The 18396-nt window shown below is 48.2% G+C and carries 17 protein-coding genes; 14 read left to right on the top strand and 3 right to left on the bottom strand.

Annotation, left to right across the window (positions count from 1 at the left end; translation table 11 throughout):
• Positions 1–128 precede the first annotated feature (128 nt).
• The 4 genes from BLA28_RS29255 (at position 129) to BLA28_RS29240 (ending at position 2730) form a co-directional block, all read left to right on the top strand.
• Positions 129–974 carry an ABC transporter ATP-binding protein gene (locus BLA28_RS29255; RefSeq protein WP_069157238.1) on the top strand — a complete coding sequence of 282 codons (846 nt, stop codon included), beginning with the start codon at positions 129–131 and terminating at the stop codon, positions 972–974.
• Positions 971–1651: a fluoroquinolone export ABC transporter permease subunit gene (locus BLA28_RS29250; RefSeq protein WP_069157239.1), complete on the top strand. Its 681-nt coding sequence runs from the start codon at positions 971–973 to the stop codon at positions 1649–1651. Before BLA28_RS29255 ends, BLA28_RS29250 begins: the two co-directional genes overlap by 4 nt.
• Entirely contained in the window at positions 1648–2361 is a 714-nt protein-coding gene (locus BLA28_RS29245) for an ABC transporter permease (RefSeq protein ID WP_069157240.1), read from the top strand. Before BLA28_RS29250 ends, BLA28_RS29245 begins: the two co-directional genes overlap by 4 nt.
• Before the next feature lie 102 nt (positions 2362–2463).
• Positions 2464–2730, top strand: a complete 267-nt coding sequence (locus BLA28_RS29240) for a TfoX/Sxy family protein (RefSeq protein WP_009253188.1) — start codon at positions 2464–2466, stop codon at positions 2728–2730.
• A gap of 103 nt (positions 2731–2833) precedes the next feature.
• Here the strand turns inward: BLA28_RS29240 and BLA28_RS29235 are convergent, their stop codons facing one another.
• Entirely contained in the window at positions 2834–3340 is a 507-nt protein-coding gene (locus BLA28_RS29235) for a hypothetical protein (protein WP_069157241.1), read from the bottom strand.
• A 289-nt stretch (positions 3341–3629) separates the two neighbouring features.
• Between BLA28_RS29235 and BLA28_RS29225 the strand changes: the two genes are divergently transcribed.
• A complete protein-coding gene (locus BLA28_RS29225; protein WP_069157242.1) occupies positions 3630–6221 on the top strand; it encodes a hypothetical protein in 2592 nt (863 codons plus the stop codon).
• Between the two features lie 96 nt (positions 6222–6317).
• On the opposite strand, the gene BLA28_RS29220 is transcribed toward BLA28_RS29225, so the two are convergent.
• Entirely contained in the window at positions 6318–7199 is an 882-nt protein-coding gene (locus tag BLA28_RS29220) for an AraC family transcriptional regulator (RefSeq protein WP_050018821.1), read from the bottom strand.
• 213 nt (positions 7200–7412) lie between these two features.
• On the opposite strand from BLA28_RS29220, the gene BLA28_RS29215 reads away from it, so the two are divergent.
• The 9 genes from BLA28_RS29215 (at position 7413) to BLA28_RS29170 (ending at position 17176) form a co-directional block, all read left to right on the top strand.
• On the top strand, positions 7413–8198 hold the full coding sequence (locus tag BLA28_RS29215; protein ID WP_069157243.1) for a sugar phosphate isomerase/epimerase family protein: 786 nt from the start codon (positions 7413–7415) through the stop codon (positions 8196–8198).
• A gap of 66 nt (positions 8199–8264) precedes the next feature.
• Positions 8265–9440: a Gfo/Idh/MocA family protein gene (locus BLA28_RS29210; protein WP_044970578.1), complete on the top strand. Its 1176-nt coding sequence runs from the start codon at positions 8265–8267 to the stop codon at positions 9438–9440.
• 32 nt (positions 9441–9472) lie between these two features.
• The gene (locus BLA28_RS29205; RefSeq protein WP_069157244.1) at positions 9473–10480 is read left to right on the top strand and encodes a Gfo/Idh/MocA family protein; all 1008 of its coding nucleotides are present in this window, start codon (positions 9473–9475) and stop codon (positions 10478–10480) included.
• A 45-nt stretch (positions 10481–10525) separates the two neighbouring features.
• Entirely contained in the window at positions 10526–11380 is an 855-nt protein-coding gene (locus tag BLA28_RS29200; protein ID WP_069157245.1) for a sugar phosphate isomerase/epimerase family protein, read from the top strand.
• Positions 11381–11560: 180 nt separating this feature from the next.
• Positions 11561–12109, top strand: a complete 549-nt coding sequence (locus tag BLA28_RS29195; protein WP_069157399.1) for a TetR/AcrR family transcriptional regulator — start codon at positions 11561–11563, stop codon at positions 12107–12109.
• Between the two features lie 16 nt (positions 12110–12125).
• On the top strand, positions 12126–12788 hold the full coding sequence (locus BLA28_RS29190; protein WP_069157246.1) for a hypothetical protein: 663 nt from the start codon (positions 12126–12128) through the stop codon (positions 12786–12788).
• Positions 12789–13039: 251 nt separating this feature from the next.
• The gene (locus tag BLA28_RS29180) at positions 13040–14347 is read left to right on the top strand and encodes a cation:proton antiporter (RefSeq protein ID WP_069157247.1); all 1308 of its coding nucleotides are present in this window, start codon (positions 13040–13042) and stop codon (positions 14345–14347) included.
• Positions 14348–14494: 147 nt separating this feature from the next.
• Positions 14495–16165 (top strand): glycoside hydrolase family 13 protein, encoded by a 1671-nt coding sequence (locus BLA28_RS29175; protein WP_069157248.1) that lies wholly within the window; start codon positions 14495–14497, stop codon positions 16163–16165.
• Between the two features lie 102 nt (positions 16166–16267).
• Positions 16268–17176 (top strand): fumarylacetoacetate hydrolase family protein, encoded by a 909-nt coding sequence (locus BLA28_RS29170; RefSeq protein WP_069157249.1) that lies wholly within the window; start codon positions 16268–16270, stop codon positions 17174–17176.
• A gap of 16 nt (positions 17177–17192) precedes the next feature.
• Here the strand turns inward: BLA28_RS29170 and BLA28_RS29165 are convergent.
• On the bottom strand, positions 17193–18396 hold a 1204-nt coding region (locus BLA28_RS29165; protein ID WP_169897317.1), incomplete at its 5' end, for a helix-turn-helix domain-containing protein.

Below are 18396 nucleotides of genomic sequence, written 5' to 3'. Positions count from 1 at the left end.
CCGTCTGTTTTGAAGCAGAATATAAGGAATTATTTTTATATAATCCGGCGCAGTCCGCCGGATTATATAAAATTCTTATTTTGACTATTTAAATAAAATTGGTCATATAATTTATGGAGGAGCAGTCAATGATTACTGTGAATAACCTGTCGTTCAGCTATGGAAAAAATCCGTTTATAACCGATATAAACTTTTCGGTAGCTAAAGGAGAAATATTCGGCTTTTTAGGACCGTCCGGCGCAGGGAAAAGCACTCTGCAGAAAATACTCATAGGTATGCTGCCGACATACCATGGTTCTGTGGTGGTGAATGGAACGGAATGTAAACGGTGTACTTCTGATTTTTATCAGGATATCGGTGTGGACTTTGAATTCTCGACGATGTATGAAAAACTGACCGCAAGGGAAAACCTGAAGTTTTTCTCGTCCTTATATGATAAAAAGCCGCGCCCGATGGATGAACTCCTGAAAAGGGTGGAGCTTTCCAATGATGCGGATAAGCGGGTGTCGGACTATTCCAAAGGGATGAAGGCAAGGCTGAATTTTATTAAGGCGCTTCTGCATGATCCTGCGCTGCTCTGCCTGGATGAGCCCACCAGCGGTCTGGATCCCACAAACAGCCGCATGATGAAAGACATGATCCTGGCTGAAAAGGCAAAAGGGAAAACCATCCTGTTAACCACCCACAATATGCAGGATGCCACGGAGCTTTGCGACAGAGTTGCATTTATTGTCAACGGTAAAATCTGTGCGCTTGACAGCCCCCATAATTTAATTATGTCTAAGGGTGCGGCAAAGGTGACCTATACCTGGGTAGAAAACGGAGAACATACCGCGGTCTGTCCCCTTGACCGAATCTCCTGTGATGAAAGGCTGAAAAAGCTGATCGAAGAAAACAGACTGCAGTCCATTCACAGCAGTGAACCTACGCTCAACGATATTTTTATGGATATTACAGGGAGGACGCTGATATGATGCTGGGGAGGCTGACCGTCTGGGATATGAAGTTCCAGATAAAATATGGGTTTTATTTACTGTACAGCGTATTAACGGTAATTTATCTGATCATTCTGCTCGCAATGCCCGAATCTTGGCGTACAGCCGCGGCGGCGATTCTGATTTTTTCCGATCCTGCCGCTATGGGACTGTTTTTTATGGGTGCGATTGTGTTATTGGAGAAAAGCCAGAAGGTGCCCTGTGCATATGCGGTGTCTCCCGTCAGGGCAATTGATTATATCGGCGCAAAGGTTATTTCTCTGTGTACCATCTCGATTGCCGTTGCAGCCATACTGGCGGTAGCCGTAAAAGCGGAGGATTTGCCCCGTACGCTGCTGGGAACGGCATTGTCAGGCGCGGTATTTACACTGCTCGGAATTATTATTGCGACCAAAATTTCAAGCTTAAACCAATTTATCCTGTGGACGGTGCCGATAGAAGTGGTTGGGTTTGTGCCTGCCATATTACATATGTTCGGAGTAACGCCTGCCGTACTGCGGTACTATCCGCTCAATGTCTGTATGGATATGATAGCCGGCAAAAAGATTACGGCGACGGGGTTATTTGTTGTTGTATTGCTGATTGCAGTATTGATTGCAGCTGCACATAAATGTGTCAGAAGGATGTGGAAAAGTGCAGGAGGTATAAAATTATGAAAGCAGCCCGGATAAGCTTTATGCAGATGATGCTGTTTATACGGCGCGATATGATGCTGTTTGCATCTTGTGCCGCTCCGCTGCTCGCAGGAGTATTTTTCAGGTTTGCAGTACCTGTAATGGAACGGGCTTTGGTAAGCTGGACGGGCAGAACGGAAGTTCTCGCTCCGTATTATGGGCTGTTCGATCTGATTTTTTCCATGCTTGCGCCCATCATGTTTTGCTTTGTTACCGCGATGATAGTTTTGGAAGAGCATGATGATCATATTGAAAATTATTTGTTTATCACAACCCTGGGGAGGAAGGGGTATCTGATCTCGCGTATTTTTCTTCCGGTGGTAATAGCTTTTATCATGACAGTTATATTGCTGCCTGTTTTTAAATTAACTGCTCTGTCTGCGGTGGAGGTTCTGCTCCTTTCCGGGACAGGAGCGCTGCAGGGAATTATTATCGCTCTGCTTATAGTGACGCTGTCAACCAATAAGCTGGAGGGAATGGCTGTGACAAAAATGTCCACACTGACTATTCTCGGAGCATTTGCCCCTTATTTTGTGCGGGGGCGGATATCGTATATTTTATCATTTTTACCTTCCTTCTGGATAGGAAAAACAATTTATGACCATAAAATTATTTTTATGCTTCCGGCCATTCTTGCGGCTTTCCTGTGGATTTATATTTTAATGAAGAAATTCCTGCGGAAATTACCGTAGGCGGATGGCTTTTCTTCCGGGCAAAGGTAGAGTATACTGTATAGAAGAAATTTATTATATGGAAAAGCCGCCGGATGCAGCGAAGAACAGGAGGAACAGAATATGGGTGAACTCAGCAAGCTTCCGAATATCGGAAAAATAGTGGAAGAACAGTTAAATCAGGTGGGCATTTATACAGAGGAACAGCTTGCCCGGCTGGGAAGCAGACAGGCCTGGCTGAAGATCCAGAGCATAGACAGCTCCGCCTGCATCAACCGGTTGATGGGCTTGGAAGGGGCTATACGGAAAATAAAGAAAACGGAACTGCCGGAAGATGTAAAAAAGGAACTGAAAGAATTTTATCAGGAGCATAAGCTGCCGTTTTATTGATTTTTATGGAATGACAAAAGGAGGCCGCCTCGGAGTGATCTGAGGCGGCCTCCTTTTGTGAGGACAGAAGAGAAAAAGCGGCATGGTTTAAAAGAGAATGTTATCAGAGGATGGGCCTGCGGCAGCGTCCAACCTCATCATTCAGGGGGATTTCTTCATACCCCGGACGTGTATAGGTCTGTCCCGGAGCGGAAGTGCTGCCGCAGGAAACGGGACGGAAAGAAAAATAAGCATGAAGAAAACACAGGATTCCGCCCAAAAGCAGTACAAGAAAGAAAAAACAGACGGCAATGCCCAGAGCAAACGGAATTCCGCTGAAATCCGGGCTTAAGGATGTGAGGAATGCGGCAAGGGTCAGGCATGCGCCGCCGACGGCAGCGAGATTACCGCAGCAGTTATAGGCCTCCCGCAGCCGTGGTTCATTTTTGGCAGCCAGCGAACCTGTCAGCAGAGCGACGAGCATGGCGCCGGCGAACAGTATAAGTATGTTGAGGAATGGAGATGAAGTATCCAGCGTCAGCATGCCATTTGCAAAAAGTGTAAAAATGGTAAAAGCCAGCAGCATACCGATGACAATGGTAATGATGCAGAACTTGGTAGCATTTTTCATAGGTATCCCTCCTTTCGTTAGAGATAATTTACGGGAAATGAAATCTCCTTACATTAAGATATGCTGAACAGGGAAAGGTGTGGCTTGTGGATATGTGAAATATAAATGAATCGGGAGAAAAACTATATATTAGCAGTAGATGCGGAAACGGGTATGATAATTAAAAAAAGGGCTCATTTTTTATTGTTTGGTAACGCTTTTTGTAACATGGAAAAGAGTACTATTGTTTCAGTGAGACTTATATCAACTGATAAAGCTATTAAGATGGGATATGAGGAAGGAGCAGTTTATGAGACAGTCTAAGATGAGCGGACGGAGTAAAAAAATATTAGCGGTATTTCTGGCGGCGGCAATGATAGCCGGAAATGCCCTGACCGTTTTAGCAGAGGATGTCAGCGGTAATAATGTGGAAACCGTTGAAGAAAAAGTGGAAGAGACAAGCCAGGAAAGCAGCGGAGAGGCTTCGGTGGAAGAAAGCGGCAGCCAGGAAAGTACAGAGGAAAAGCCTGAGGAGAGTACTTCCGGGGAAGAGACAACAGAGACGGAATCAGCATCATCAGAGGAAACAGAATCTTCGGAAGGAACTGAAACACCGGCGGAGACGGAAGAAGAAACTGAGACAGAATCGGAAACGGAAACAGAATCGGAAACAGCAAACGGCAGTGTGTCCGGAAACAGCGTATCCGGAAATGATGTTGAAGAAGAAACCGGATTTGAACTGACTTATGTTTATGATAAAGAGGCCGTTACCGTGGAAGGCCCTGACAGGGCGGAAGAGGATGAAGAATTTTCCTTCCGTGTTATGGTAAATAAAGGCTATACCCTTTTGGAAGTCACCTGCGGCGGGGAAACTCTGACGGCAGAAGTGACAGATGCTGCAGAAACAGATGGCTTTTCCTATGTATGTGAAAAGGTAACGGAAGATACAGAGATTGTAATAAAATCGGAAAAAGAAGCGGAAGAAGAACGGATCTTCGAAAAGAAGGATGTTGTTATCGGAAACGGCAGAGCCACAGTTACCATAAAAGCAGCGGCAGATGATAAAAACCTGAAGGATGCGGAACTGGTGGCGGACGAGGAGAAAGCGGATTCTCGGCTGCTGGAGGAATATGCGCTGAATGAGGGAATGGAATATCTGAGCCACATTGATTTCGGCCTTCATTTTGAGAAAAAGGCAGAAGATGGTTCGATGGAAGAGGTACAGCCTTCCAGGCCGGTAAAGGTTACAATTACATTTACGAAAGAACTGAGCTTTGACAGTGAAGTACAGAAAGCGGAATTGCTTCATGTGACTGCGGAGGATGGAAAGCAGGAAAAGGCGGAAAAAGCGGAAAAAGCAGCGGATCTCTATGAAATGGCGGCGGTGGCATATTATAGTGCACGTAATACACAGATTCCCGGTATGAAGAAAGTAATAACCTTTGAAACCGACAGCTTCAGCCCATTCCCTATTATTCTGATGGCAGGCGAAGCGGAAAAACAGTATACCCCTCTTCCCTGGGCTAATTCAGGAAGCTACAGCTATACATCCGGTAACAGCAAGTGGAAAGCGGATCCGATAGATATTACTGAACCTACGACAGAAGGGATTTTGGTTGACATATCACATGTCTCAGCTGACGGCTATATAAAATATACGATACCGGAAGGGTTTAATAAGAAAGAAATTAATATTAATGCAATTGATGATTTAAATACTCTTTTAGCGGGAAAGTATATGCCAGGATGCAAGGAGAATTTTACTATCAAATTGATAAATAATTCAGGGATAGATTATTCATATGTAAACAATTCTTTTTATATAGCATCTGAAAGTCTTGCATCTCAATACGAAGAAACAGATGCTAAATATAGTTATACTTGGAATTACGATACCTCAAAAGAGGATATTATATCAGGATGGGTAGATGGGGCAATTGGATTTGACGGTTCTCCATTGCTTGCGTTAAGTAATTCAGCATGGAGCCCGAATCGTACAGCTAATAAAGCTTTACTTTTTCTTCTAAGTGAATATGCAGAAAAAGAGGACTTGGCCAAGTTTAATAATGGAGATGCTCCTGTTACGAGTTTTCCAAATAATAAGCTCAATCATAAATATTTAACAGATGATTATTTAGATGGTGTTTTGGAAAGGGCGGGGTATGCAGGGATAGAAGAATTAAACCATTACTATGTAGATTACTATAATAAGTTTTATGGTACAAATGTTACATCTATTGATGAATTTCCCCTGGAGTTTTTGGTTTCGGGATCTAGTAAACCAGGGATTTTTGGTGGTAACCGCTTCAATATGCGGGAGACAAATCCAGAGGTTGCAGAATGTGGGTATAATTTCTTTTATAATTATTGTTTAAGTTTACTTCCGGATGGGATTTCTCAAACGGAGAGCAGAAATTATTCGATTGGTAATTGGATGCGCGGGGAGACCGGATACGAAGAGTCTGTCAGAGCTTCGTTGGCTGATTTTACCAGTGGTACTGAGGCAGAATTGCTTGGACTCAGCATGATAATAGATGGATTATATACGACAAATGTTTATATGAATATGAATTTCGGATGGGCGATAGGGTTAAAGCTAATCAGTAACGAAACGGAAGAGCCCCTTACACCGCCCACACCAAATGATCCCACGCCCGATAACCCGACAACGACTACGGATACCCCTACGGTTACTACAGCAGTGCTGGGAGTAAGCGCAGCGCCAGAAGTAGCAGTATTAGGCGAAGCGGCCGCTCCCCAGATAGGAGTACTGGGAGAAAGCAAAGGTCCTGGAACAGGAGACGACGCGCCTCTCGTTGGCTGGAGCCTTACTTCTTTGGGGGCTGTTATTTGCCTGACAGCCTTTGCCCTAAAGAAAAAGAAAAAATTGAGAAATGAATAAACTGTAAATAACCGAAAGCCGCCTCGTTAAGAGGTGGCTTTCGGTTTACTGGCGCGCCTGGCAGTGGCAAAAGAAAGCCTGATAAGGGGGACACTGCTAAATCCGCAAGTTCACATCCTCGAACTGTTTCCCGTTATTGTTCCCCAGTGAAGGCAAAACGCCCCGGTCCTGGAGCGGCGAGTGCCCCAGTATTTTGGTATAGGCCCGGTAAAAAGAAGAGTAATCGCCGAAACCCGCTTCAGCCGCCGCCTCCTGGGCGCTGCTTCCCTCTATCAGCAGCTGCTGGGCCAGTGTTACCCTCTTATGAAGGAGATAATCAAATACCGTAGTTCCGGTAGCCTTCCGGAAAACCTTATTCATATGGTGCTTGCTGAGAAAGAATCTCTCCGAAAGCTGATCCAGGGTAATATTTTCCTTCATATGGCGGTTCAGGTACAGCAGAATCCCTGTAATGGTATCCGTGGAAGTGGAATGAAATCCGGCGCCGGTGGTGTCTGACATGGATACAATACGTGCGAGCAGCGCTTCCACGCAGACCGGAAGTAGATGCTCCCTGAGAGAAGCCTCTTTCCGCGCACAATCCTCCAGCGCTTCAAAACAGTCCGGAATGCCGAAGCGCTCCACCTGTTCATAATAAATTTTCTCATCGGGCTGATTTTCAAATGACGGGAAAGCGGACAATAAGAAAACACGCCGTTCCACGGACAGAATATCTGGATGGAAATGAACGGAGAAGCGTTTGTAGGGCCTGCTCCCGTTTATTTTCACCCCATGAAATACATTGGGGGACAGCAGGAGAAGGCTGTTTGGGGTGGGCTTGTACTGTGTCCCTTCCACCAGATAATCCACATCTCCGTCCAGGAAAAAATAAACCTCATAAAAGTTATGACAGTGAAGGGCATATTCTTCCGTGGGGATTTCGCTTTCGGAATAGCCGTAGCTTACCTGTTCCGTAGTGACATGTGCCTGTTTGTCCATTCTGTGCGGTTCTCCTTCTTTTCTTAAAAATGAAAAAAACATATGATAAAAACAGCATATCTCACCCCCGCTATATTTGCAATAAAAAAGTACTTCTGTGCAATGGCTTTTCAGCCGTTTTCCGGCTATAGTAAAGGAAATGGGGCGGACTGCCTTAAAGGCTGCCAAAAGCCTGAAAAAGCATGAAAAACAGAAAAGAGAGGATAAAAAAGTATGAGGACAGGAGCACAGCTGTACACGGTAAGAGCTTACACCCAGAATGAGAAGGATTTTGCTTTCACCATCAAAAAAATTGCAGATATGGGCTATAAAACAGTCCAGATATCCGCTATCGGCAGGGATATAAAGCCGGAAAGAGTCAGGGAAATATGTGAGAAAGAGGGGCTGGAAATCGTCCTTACCCACAGCGACCCCAACCGTATTCTTTACGATACGGACCGTCTTATCGAAGAGCATAATATCATGGGCTGCCAGTATATCGGGTTAGGCGCTATGCCGGATAAATACCGTACAAAGGAATGGATTACCCATTTTATGGATGATTTCAGGGAACCGGCGAAGAAGATTACCGCTGCCGGAAAGCTTCTCATGTACCATAACCACAATTTTGAATTCCAGAAGCTGCCTGCTTCACCGGACAATGGTGCGGATAAGGCAAAACGCATGATCGAATTCCTCATGGAAGGCTTTAGCGCCGAAGAAATGGGCTTTACACTGGATACCTATTGGGTTGCGGCCGCAGGAGGTGATGTGTGCCAGTGGATTGAACTTCTGAAGGACAGAATCCCCTGTGTCCATCTCAAGGATATGACGGTAGACGGCTTTGCCCAGCAGATGGCTCCTGTCATGGAAGGAAACCTGAATTTCCCCGCCATCCTTAAGACTTTGGAAAATACCAGCTGCAAATATATTCTGGTGGAGCAGGATACCTGTCAGGGAAGCCCCTTTGACTGCCTGAAAACAAGCTATGACAACCTGGCGGCAGCAGGATACCGGTAAATATATTTTTCCCGGAATGCAGGCTGCAGGAGAGACATGAATAAAAAAGGAGAGCGCTAAAAATTTATGGAAAAGGTAAAATTGGGAATCATTGGAATAGGCAATATGGGAAGCGGCCACTGCGCCACGATCCTGGAAGGAAAGGTGCCGGAGCTTGAACTCGCCGCCGTTGCGGATCTGAGGGAGAGCAGAAGAGAATGGGCAAAAGAAAACCTGCCTGAGAGTGTACATATTTTTGAAAACGGAGATGATCTGATCGCTTCCGGCTGCTGTGATGCGGTACTGGTAGCCACACCCCACTATGATCATCCCAGGCTTGTGATGGAGGCCTTCGACCATGGCCTTCACGCCCTTTGTGAAAAGCCTGCTGGCGTTTACACCAAGCAGGTAAGGGAAATGAACGATGCGGCATCCCGGTCGGATAAGGTGTTTGCCATGATGTTCAACCAGCGTACCAACCATGTGTACCGTAAAATGTACGATATTGTCCACAGCGGCGAATATGGCAAAATCAAAAGAGTCAACTGGATCGTAACCGACTGGTACCGGACCCAGGCTTATTATAATTCCGGCGGATGGCGTGCAACCTGGGCGGGAGAGGGCGGCGGCGTGCTGCTGAACCAGTGCCCCCATAACCTGGATCTCCTTCAGTGGATCTGCGGAATGCCCTCCAAGGTGCAGGCCTTCTGCCATATTGGGAAATGGCATGATGTGGAGATTGAAGACGATGTGACGGCATATCTGGAATTCCCGGACGGAGCCACCGGTGTATTTGTCACAACCACAGGGGATGCGCCCGGCACCAACCGCTTTGAGGTGACGCTGGAAAGAGGAAAGCTTGTATGTGAGGATGAGAAGCTTACCTTCTATGAACTGGATGTGAATGAAAGAGAGTACTGTTATACGGCGACGGAAGGCTTTGCTAAGCCCACAGGCCATTTCACGGAGCTTGTGACCGACGGGGAAAATCCCCAGCATGCAGGAGTGCTCCGGGCCTTTGCCGCCAATATTTTAAGAGGAGAGCCGCTTGTGGCGAGAGGAGAGGAAGGAATCAACGGCCTGACCCTGTCCAATGCCATGCATCTGTCCAGCTGGCTCGGCAAAATGGTAGAAATACCCTTTGACGAAGATCTGTTCCTGGAAAAACTGAATGAGCTGCGGGCGAATTCCCGGATAAAAGAAAATGTACAGGAAGTGACCTTCAGCACGGCAGGAAGCTACGGCTCTAAAGTAAAGGAATGAAAAAATAAGGCAGAAAGGCAGAATATGCAATTATGAAAGCAGCAATTGTAGGATGCGGAGGCATAGCCGCAGTACATGCCGCGAGCATCAGCCAGCTTCAGGGCGCTGTTTTGACAGCTTTTGCGGATATCAAAAAGGAAAGGGCGGAGGATTTTACCTCCCGCTATGGCGGAAGGGCATACGGCAGCCTGGAGGAAATGCTGGAACAGGAAAAACCGGATGTCCTGCATATTTGTACGCCTCATTATCTCCATGTACCCATGGCGATCTATGGACTGACCCATGGGGTACATGTGTTTATGGAAAAGCCTCCGGTTATTTCCCGGGAGCAGCTGGCAGAGCTGGAAAAGGCGGCGGCAGGGACAGACAGAAGACTGGGCTTTTGCTTCCAGAACCGTTATAATCCAAGCGTCATTAAGGTTAAGGAACTGCTTGCCTCCGGTGAAGCCGGAAAAATACGGGGAGCGAGAGGGATTGTCACCTGGAGCCGCGGCAAAGAATATTACACCGAAAGCGGCTGGAGGGGAACGCTGGCTACCGAGGGCGGCGGCGCGCTGATCAACCAGTCCGTGCATACCATGGATCTGCTGGCCTACTTCCTGGGGACACCTCTGAGCGTGGAGGCCGGGATACAGAATCATCATCTGAAGGGCATTATTGAAGTGGAGGATACCATGGAGGCCTATATCCGTTTTGCGGACAGCACAGCCTGCTTTTATGCCACAACGGCCTATTGCGACGATGTTCCTCCCCTGATAGAGATAGCCTGTGAAGACAGGACGATACGTATCGAAGATCTGGATGTGACCTATTATTACAGGGACGGCCGTGTGGAAAAGCCTGCCATAGATAAGAAGGAAGCCCTGGGCAAGAGCTATTGGGGCTGCGGACACAAGGACTGTATCGCAGACTTTTACCGGTGTGTCAGGGAAGAAGAGCGGTTCCCTCAGGATCTGGAAGGAATGAAGGAAACCATACTTCTTATGCTGGGAGCTTATGAATCGGCATATAAGGGAAAGACTGTTGAACTGGCGGAATAGGTCAGGTGGCGCGGGAATAAAAATGATTTCAGGAAGGAATAGGATATGGATAGGAAAATTTTAACGAAATGTCCTGTCAGCTGCTTTGCGGATGAGATAGATGTGTCGGTGGATAAGCAGATCGCCCTGCTTCAGGAGCTGGGTATTGGCTGGATTGAATTTCGAAGCGGGGACGGAAAGGGTGTGGCGGATTACACGGAAAAAGAAGCCGAAATGCTAATGAGCCGTCTGTCCGCAAACGGCATCCGCATATCTGCGGTGGGTTCGCCTATAGGAAAAATAGATATTACCCAGGATTTTGAACCTCATTTCGAAACCTACCGGCATATCGTGGAGCTGGCAGGAATTCTGGATACCTCATTTATCCGGATGTTCAGTTTTTTCATGCCGGAAGGGGAAGAACCGGATAAGTTCCGGGATGAGGTGATGCGCAGGATGGACAGGATGGTGGAATATGCGGCTGGCAGGAATGTGGTGCTCCTTCATGAAAATGAAAAAGGCATTTACGGGGACAGTGCGGCCAGATGCCTGGATCTGATGAAGCTGTTTTATGGAGATCATTTCCGCTGTACCTTTGATTTCGCGAATTTTGTCCAGTGCGGCCAGGATACTCTGGAGGCCTATGAAATGCTGCGGCCTTACATTTCCTATATCCATGTAAAGGATGCCCTGCGGGAAAACGGGGACGTGGTTCCTGCCGGAGCAGGGGACGGAAACGTGGCGGAAATACTGAACCGCCTGGATGAAGAGGGCTATGCGGGCTTTCTGAGCCTGGAGCCTCATCTGGCCGATTTCGCCGGACTGAAGTCTCTTGAAAAGGAAGTGAAGGAAAGAGGTCGTACGGACGGGGAAGAAGCATTCTGTACCGCATACCGTGCCCTGGAGAAGCTTTTGGGCTGACAGGAAAATACAAATAACGATTCAGAAAACAGCGCCTGCGATCTGCGGATTGCGAGCGTTGTTTTTGGATTATAAATGAACATGTTCAGAAAAGAGTTGACACCTGCGGAGGAGAAACGTATAATATAAATGAACGCGTTCATTTACTGCGGCAGAGATAAAAAAAGAAAGGAGAACCCTATGCGCAGAAAGGATGATACGCTGCGGGATACACTGCTGGAATACGCGCGTGAGCTGGCGGACTCAGAAGGGCTGGAAGCGGTCAATATCCGCTCCATTGCCGGTAAAGCGGGGGTGGCGGCCGGAACTGTATATAATTATTTTGCAGGCAAGGATGAAATCCTGCTGGCGCTTACGGAGGAATACTGGAAAAAAACGCTGTCGGAAATGAAGGATGAGGTTACGGCGGAATCCTTCTGCGGACAGCTGGAGCAAATCTATCGCTTTCTGCGGAAAACTATCGACAGCTCGGCGGGAAGACTGATGCACAGTCTGGGAAATGTGGAAGATACCGGCCTCGTAAAAATGGAATCCATGAAGGCTGTTCTGGAGAAAAGTATTGTCCGGATGCTGGAAGAGGACAGGAAGGTGCGCAGTGACATCTGGGATGAGACTTTTACGAAGGAGCAATATGCCCGCTTTGTTATGATGAATATGACGATGCTGTTAAAAGCGGGTACACAGGAGTTTATTTTTTTCCTGGAAATTGTAAAACGAACCATTTATTAAAGAAGGAGAATGAATTATGGCACAGGCAATTGCAGAAACAGTTTTTGACGTTTTATACCTCAGCTTTGCTCTCATTGCAGGGCTTACCATGCTGGTTAAAGGAAAGGATCCTCTGGTGAAAAAGGCGGGCCTTATGGCCGCACTGCTCGGCGCAGGGGACGCCTTCCATCTGGTTCCCCGTTCTTATTCCCTGTGGACAACAGGGCTGGAGGCCAATGCGGCGGCGCTCGGCGTGGGTAAATTTATCACATCCATCACAATGACAATTTTCTATTTGATTCTGTACTATATCTGGCGCGAACGTTATCAGATAAAGGAGAAAAAAGGGCTTACCCTGACGATGTGGGTGCTTTCCATTCTGCGGATTGCCCTTTGCTTCCTGCCCCAGAATCAATGGCTGGAATACCGTCAGCCGCTGGCGTTCGGAATCCTGCGCAATATTCCCTTTGCCATAATGGGAGTTATTATCATCGTTATTTTCGCCAAAGAGGCCGGAAAAGGAAAGGATCCTGTTTTCCGTTTCATGCCGCTGGCAGTCGCTCTTTCCTTTGGCTTTTACCTTCCGGTGGTTCTGTTCAGCGGGGTAGCTCCGGCCGTAGGCATGCTCATGATTCCCAAAACACTCGCCTATGTGTGGATCGTACTGATGGGCTGGAAGCTTTACAGACAGGAGAAGTGAGCGGATCAGTCCTTTCGGGCATCATCCATACATTGCCTCTTTTGAATAGAAAACAATACGGTTTTGAATAATAAAAATTCTTGCACAGGGACAGGATGCGACGTATACTATGTTGGTAATGGAATTATCAATTGAGGATTCCCGGACAGGATCACAGCCTGCGGCGGAATAGTCTTTGTTTTTTCCTACCGGAATGGGGCGCATGAAAACAGAGATCTCACAGTATGCGCCCCATCCTGAGGAGAGAATGTATGGACTTCAATGTAATGGACATTCTGTTTGACTGTGCGGTAATTCTGCTTGCCACGAAGCTGCTCGGACTTCTGTCGCGCAGGCTGGGGCTGCCGCAGGTGGTAGGCATGATAATTGCCGGGCTTTTAATCGGGCCGGCGATCATAGGACAATTCCACCCCGGCGGTTTTATGGGGATTATACATCCTACCGATGCGGAAATGGATGTGCTGCAGAGCTTTTCGCAGATCGGCGTTGTATTTATCCTTTTTTCCAGCGGGCTGGAAACGGACTTTCGGGAGCTTAAGCGGAGCGGCGCCGCTTCATCGGCTATCGCGATGATGGGAGTGCTGGTGCCGGTGGCGCTGGGAACGGTGGGGGCTTTGCTGTTTATGGGCTGGCCGGGAAAAGCGGCGAGCCATGGCATGCTTATGAATGCCCTGTTTGTGGGAAGTATCCTGGCGGCTACAAGCGTAGGGATTACGGTGGAAACACTCCGGGAACTGGGAAAGCTGAACACACGTGTGGGAACCACTATTTTGAGCGCGGCGATCATTGATGATGTGCTGGGAATCATAACCCTCAGCGTGATTACCGGTATGAATGGCGGCGGCAGCGTGGGAATCACTCTGCTTAAGGCCGTGGGCTTTTTTGTCTTTACCATAGGGGCCGGGCTGCTGCTTCGCTGGCTGTTCAAGGTGCTGGTAAAAAAATATCCCCATCGCCGCCGTACAGGTATTTTTGCTTTGGTTATGTGTTTCATGTATGCTTTCTGCGCGGAAGAATTTTTTGATATAGCGGCCATAACAGGGGCCTATATGGCGGGACTGATGCTCAGCGGGCTGGACGATACCTCCTATGTGGATCGTAAGGTAGTGGTGAGCGGATATATGATTTTTACTCCCATGTTTTTTGCTTACATAGGCATCAGTGCGGATTTCAGCCATTTCAGGCCGTCAGGGCTTGTTTTTGCAGCTGTGTTCGTGCTGTTAGGTCTTGTAGGAAAGATAATTGGCTGCGGAGGAATTGCCAGGCTGTTTCATTATAACTCCCGGGAAGCACTGACCATAGGCTGCGGGATGATCGCCAGAGGTGAGGTGGCGCTGGCTGTTTATTCCACCGGGAAGAGCATGATATATTATGAAAACGGCGTTCTGGCAGGAATCGATCCGCTGGTGGCAACGATTTTCCTGATCGTGCTTTCGTCCATATTCTGTCCTGTCCTGCTTAAGCTGGTGTTTAAGAACCAGGTTACTTCGAATGAAGGAGAGGCCCACAGGGCGACCATCGGAACGGAAGCTATTGAAAATGCGGGAGGGGTACATTAAGGAATCTCCCTAAAGAAAAATTGGTTCTGCTGATGGGGCGATTTTTATCAGATCCTAGAATCGTGTTAGTTTCCCATATTTTTATGCAAGAAATCCCTCTGTTTCCGTGCTATTCTTTAGAAAGCATGAATATGGAGGGATTTTATTATGATAAAAAAATGGTGGCATGATAAAGTAGCATATCAGATTTACCCCAAAAGCTTTCTGGATACCAACGGAGACGGTATCGGGGATCTGCGCGGCGTGATCCGCAGGCTGGACTATCTGAAGGAACTGGGAGTGGATATTATCTGGCTTTCTCCCATATACCAGTCGCCCTTTGTGGATCAGGGCTATGATATATCGGATTATTATGCGATTGCGCCGGAATTCGGTACCATGGCGGATTTTGACGAGCTGCTGGCGGAAACGAAAAAGAGGGGTATGTATATCATCATGGATCTGGTAATCAACCATTGCTCCGACAAGCATGAATGGTTCCAAAAGGCATTGGCGGATCCGGAAGGCGAGTATGCGGACTATTTTTATTTCCGGAAGGGGAAGGACGGAAAAGAACCCAGCAATTACCGTTCCTATTTCGGCGGGAGCACCTGGGAGCCGGTGCCGGGTACGGATAAATATTACCTGCATATGTTCGCAAAGGAACAGCCGGATCTGAACTGGAACAATCCCAGGTTAAAAAAAGAACTTTTCGACATGGTGAACTGGTGGCTGGAAAAAGGGGTTGCCGGCTTTCGGATTGACGCTATCATTAATATCAAAAAGGACACCGCGTTCCCGGATTATCCCGCGGACGGTGCCGACGGCCTGGTGAGCTGCACCAAAATGGTGGAAGAGGTTGACGGCGTCGGGGAGCTTCTGGAAGAACTGAAGAAGGAAACCTTTGAAAAATACGGCGCCTTCACTGTTGCGGAGGTATTTAATATGAAGGAAGACGAGCTGCGGGAGTTCATTGGTGATGACGGCCATTTCTCCACCATGTTTGATTTCTCGGCGGCTGTTCTTTCCGAAGGGGATAAGGGATGGCATACCGGCAGGGAGGTAACCTTTGAGGAATGGCGTTCGGCCCTTTTTGAATCGCAGCTGGAGGGACAGAAGGTAGGTTTTAAGGCCAATATCATTGAAAACCATGACGAGCCAAGGGGCGCGTCCCGCTACCTGCCCTCTTATGCTCAAAATCCAAAGGGGATCAAAATGCTGGGAACTACCAGCGTACTGCTTCGGGGGATTCCATTTATCTATCAGGGGCAGGAACTGGGAATGACCAACTGCAGGTTTGACAGCATTGAAGAATACGATGACATCAGCACGAAGGATCAGTATAAGGTAGCGCTGGAAGCAGGACTGACGGCGGAAGAAGCCCTGGAGGCCGTGGCGCGCTTCAGCCGTGATAACAGCAGGACGCCCATGCAGTGGAGCGGGGAAAGGAACGCGGGCTTTACCACAGGAAAGCCCTGGCTGAAGGTAAATCCCAACTATATACAGGTCAACGCGGCGGAGGAGGAGACGGACGCGGCCTCCGTACTCCAATACTACAGGCAGCTGATCGCGCTGCGTAAATCGGACTCTTACAGAGAAGCCTTCACCTATGGCGAATTCCGCCCGGCTTTTGAGGACGAAAAAGGTATTTTCGCTTTTACCCGCAGCACGCCGGAACAGAAAATCCTGGTTGCGGCAAATTATGGGACCGGGGAACAGATATTGGAGCTGCCTTCCGGGATAAAGAAGCTGCTGTTAAGCAATAACGAGGAAATAAAACCGGCAGGCAACAGGATATGCCTTGACAGCTGTGATGCGGCGGTACTGGAATTGGAATGATCCGATCAGCTCAAAACTCCTTTCATTTACGTTGACACCGGCTATACCGGGAAGTAAACTGAAAATGTAAAAATGGAAAACTAGTCTAGGGGAGGAACAGCCATGAAATTTATTCGTTTTGAAATGGCAGGAAAGGCAGAGATAGGGATTTTAAATAAAGAGGAAACCGGTATCCTGCCGCTGTCCCGGATCTATCCGGGATTTGGAGTTACCATTATGCAGCAGGTGATAGAGGGCGCGGGGGAAAATGAAAGCAGCCAGCTTTGGGATGCGTATAATGGAGAGACGGATTGTCCCCAGGTCCCTTTGGAAGAGGTGAAGGTGCTGGCGCCGATTGAACGGCCCGTGCATGATATCCTCTGTGTGGGGGTGAATTACAGGGATCACAGGGAAGAAGCGGCGGGTGCTCTGGCTGATTTTAAAGCGGCTCCGGAAGCCGTTTATTTTGCCAAACGCGCCATCCGCATACTGGGAAGCGGTGAAGCGATTGAAGCGAGGCTTGATTTGGATGATCAGCTGGATTATGAGGTGGAGCTGGCGGTCATCATCGGAAAAGAAGGAAAGGACATACCCAGGGAGAAGGCAGAGGAATATATCTTCGGCTATTCCATTTTCAACGATATATCCTCACGGAAGCTTCAGAACCGCCACGGGCAATGGTTCAGGGGGAAAAGCCTGGATACCTACAGCGCCATGGGGCCGGTCATCCTTCATAAGTCAGCCCTGCCGTTCCCTGTTGAAGTGGATGTGCGCAGCTATGTGAACGGAGAAAAACGCCAGGATTCCAACACCAGGCTTTTCCTTGCAGACATTCCCAAAATCATCGAAGATTTATCGAAGGGGATGACCCTTGAGCCGGGAGACATCATTGCAACCGGAACCCCGGCGGGTGTGGGGATGGGAAGCAATCCGCCCCGGTTTATGAAGCAGGGGGACGAGGTGATCTGCGAAATACCTCCCATAGGCCGCCTGGTTAACCGGGTGGAAACGTATTTACCAGGGCGTACGTGAACAAGGAGAACAGGCGTTACCAGAAAAACGCCTGTTCTCCTTGTTTCATTTCGTCCAGATGACCGTAGGACTTCCTGTATTTTCCGGGAGTGATGCCGGTCTGCCGTTTGAAAACCTTGGTAAAGTAAAATTTATCCTGAAAACCCGTGCTTAAGGCCACCTGTTCCAGGCTGCTGTCCGTATGGGAAAGCAGGTGCTTTGCATTGCGGATCCGTACGCCGGTCAGGTATTCCCGCACAGTATAACCGGTCTGTTCCCGGAAAAGCCTTCCGAAATATTTTTGGGACAGGCCGGAATGAGCGGCCAGGAGCGGAAGGGAAATATCTTCCGTATAATATTCCTGGATATAATTCACTGCCTCGCTGATGGTTTTCTGGTGGAACAGCCCGCAGGAATCCTCCCTGACCGGTGAAGTCAGGTCACATACGGCTGCCGCCAGCTGCAGGAACAAAGAGCGTTCGCGCAGCCTTGCGCCGGTGCTCAGCTGCGAATAATTCTGATAAAGCTCCTTAAAAAGCGGTGCCGTGGTATCGTAATCCAGCCCTGTGATCAGAGGCGGAAAAAGAGCCGGATCCACCTCCGGGTTAGGCCGCTCCAGCAGCCTTTCTTCTTTTATAGGCGGAAGAGAATTATGATACGGATTATTTGCCTTATAGCTATTCATATAGAAGGCATCGGAACCTTCCCCATCAGCCGGCGGGTTTTCCATATGCAGGTAAACCTGCTCCGCCCGGAAGTCATATTGGGCTTCCGGGGAGATCCAGTCAAAATGTACGCAGTGGACCCGGAAGGTTTTTCCTTCAGGAACCAGCATGGTATTATGAAGGTAAGGGCAGATATAAAAAAGTTCCCCTTTCTTTACCGTATATGTTTTTCCCGCATACAAAAAACGAGCTTCCCCGCTGAGACAGTATATAAATTCATGGTCATAAATAATACGTTCCGGAAGGAGCGTACCCCCATCAAAAATCTTATAGTTCACATATCGCACATAAGGAGCAATCCGCTCCAGGCTGATTCTGTTTTCTGCATTCCGTTCTTTTTCCATCGCTGTCAATATCCTTTCCGGCTGGAAAGCCTGACACAGGTTACCGCCCTGCCTCCAGGCCTCTGTCCCGCGCCTGCCCTGTCCTCCTTCGGCCTGCCTGGTTTCTGCCGTCCCTCTGTGCGGCTGCAGCCCTGCATGGATTCCTGTAAGGGGCGTTATAAGCGCGCCGGTC

The organism is Eisenbergiella tayi (assembly GCF_001881565.1).
Lineage (GTDB): Bacteria > Bacillota > Clostridia > Lachnospirales > Lachnospiraceae > Eisenbergiella > Eisenbergiella tayi.
This window is presented reverse-complemented; position numbering and strand designations above follow the sequence as displayed.

Coding starts and splice junctions, on each gene's coding strand:
- BLA28_RS29255 (WP_069157238.1), top strand. CDS start 129: ATGATTACTGTGAATAACCTGTCGTTCAGCTATGGAAAAAATCCGTTT.
- BLA28_RS29250 (WP_069157239.1), top strand. CDS start 971: ATGATGCTGGGGAGGCTGACCGTCTGGGATATGAAGTTCCAGATAAAA.
- BLA28_RS29245 (WP_069157240.1), top strand. CDS start 1,648: ATGAAAGCAGCCCGGATAAGCTTTATGCAGATGATGCTGTTTATACGG.
- BLA28_RS29240 (WP_009253188.1), top strand. CDS start 2,464: ATGGGTGAACTCAGCAAGCTTCCGAATATCGGAAAAATAGTGGAAGAA.
- BLA28_RS29235 (WP_069157241.1), bottom strand. CDS start 3,340: ATGAAAAATGCTACCAAGTTCTGCATCATTACCATTGTCATCGGTATG.
- BLA28_RS29225 (WP_069157242.1), top strand. CDS start 3,630: ATGAGACAGTCTAAGATGAGCGGACGGAGTAAAAAAATATTAGCGGTA.
- BLA28_RS29220 (WP_050018821.1), bottom strand. CDS start 7,199: ATGGACAAACAGGCACATGTCACTACGGAACAGGTAAGCTACGGCTAT.
- BLA28_RS29215 (WP_069157243.1), top strand. CDS start 7,413: ATGAGGACAGGAGCACAGCTGTACACGGTAAGAGCTTACACCCAGAAT.
- BLA28_RS29210 (WP_044970578.1), top strand. CDS start 8,265: ATGGAAAAGGTAAAATTGGGAATCATTGGAATAGGCAATATGGGAAGC.
- BLA28_RS29205 (WP_069157244.1), top strand. CDS start 9,473: ATGAAAGCAGCAATTGTAGGATGCGGAGGCATAGCCGCAGTACATGCC.
- BLA28_RS29200 (WP_069157245.1), top strand. CDS start 10,526: ATGGATAGGAAAATTTTAACGAAATGTCCTGTCAGCTGCTTTGCGGAT.
- BLA28_RS29195 (WP_069157399.1), top strand. CDS start 11,561: ATGCGCAGAAAGGATGATACGCTGCGGGATACACTGCTGGAATACGCG.
- BLA28_RS29190 (WP_069157246.1), top strand. CDS start 12,126: ATGGCACAGGCAATTGCAGAAACAGTTTTTGACGTTTTATACCTCAGC.
- BLA28_RS29180 (WP_069157247.1), top strand. CDS start 13,040: ATGGACTTCAATGTAATGGACATTCTGTTTGACTGTGCGGTAATTCTG.
- BLA28_RS29175 (WP_069157248.1), top strand. CDS start 14,495: ATGATAAAAAAATGGTGGCATGATAAAGTAGCATATCAGATTTACCCC.
- BLA28_RS29170 (WP_069157249.1), top strand. CDS start 16,268: ATGAAATTTATTCGTTTTGAAATGGCAGGAAAGGCAGAGATAGGGATT.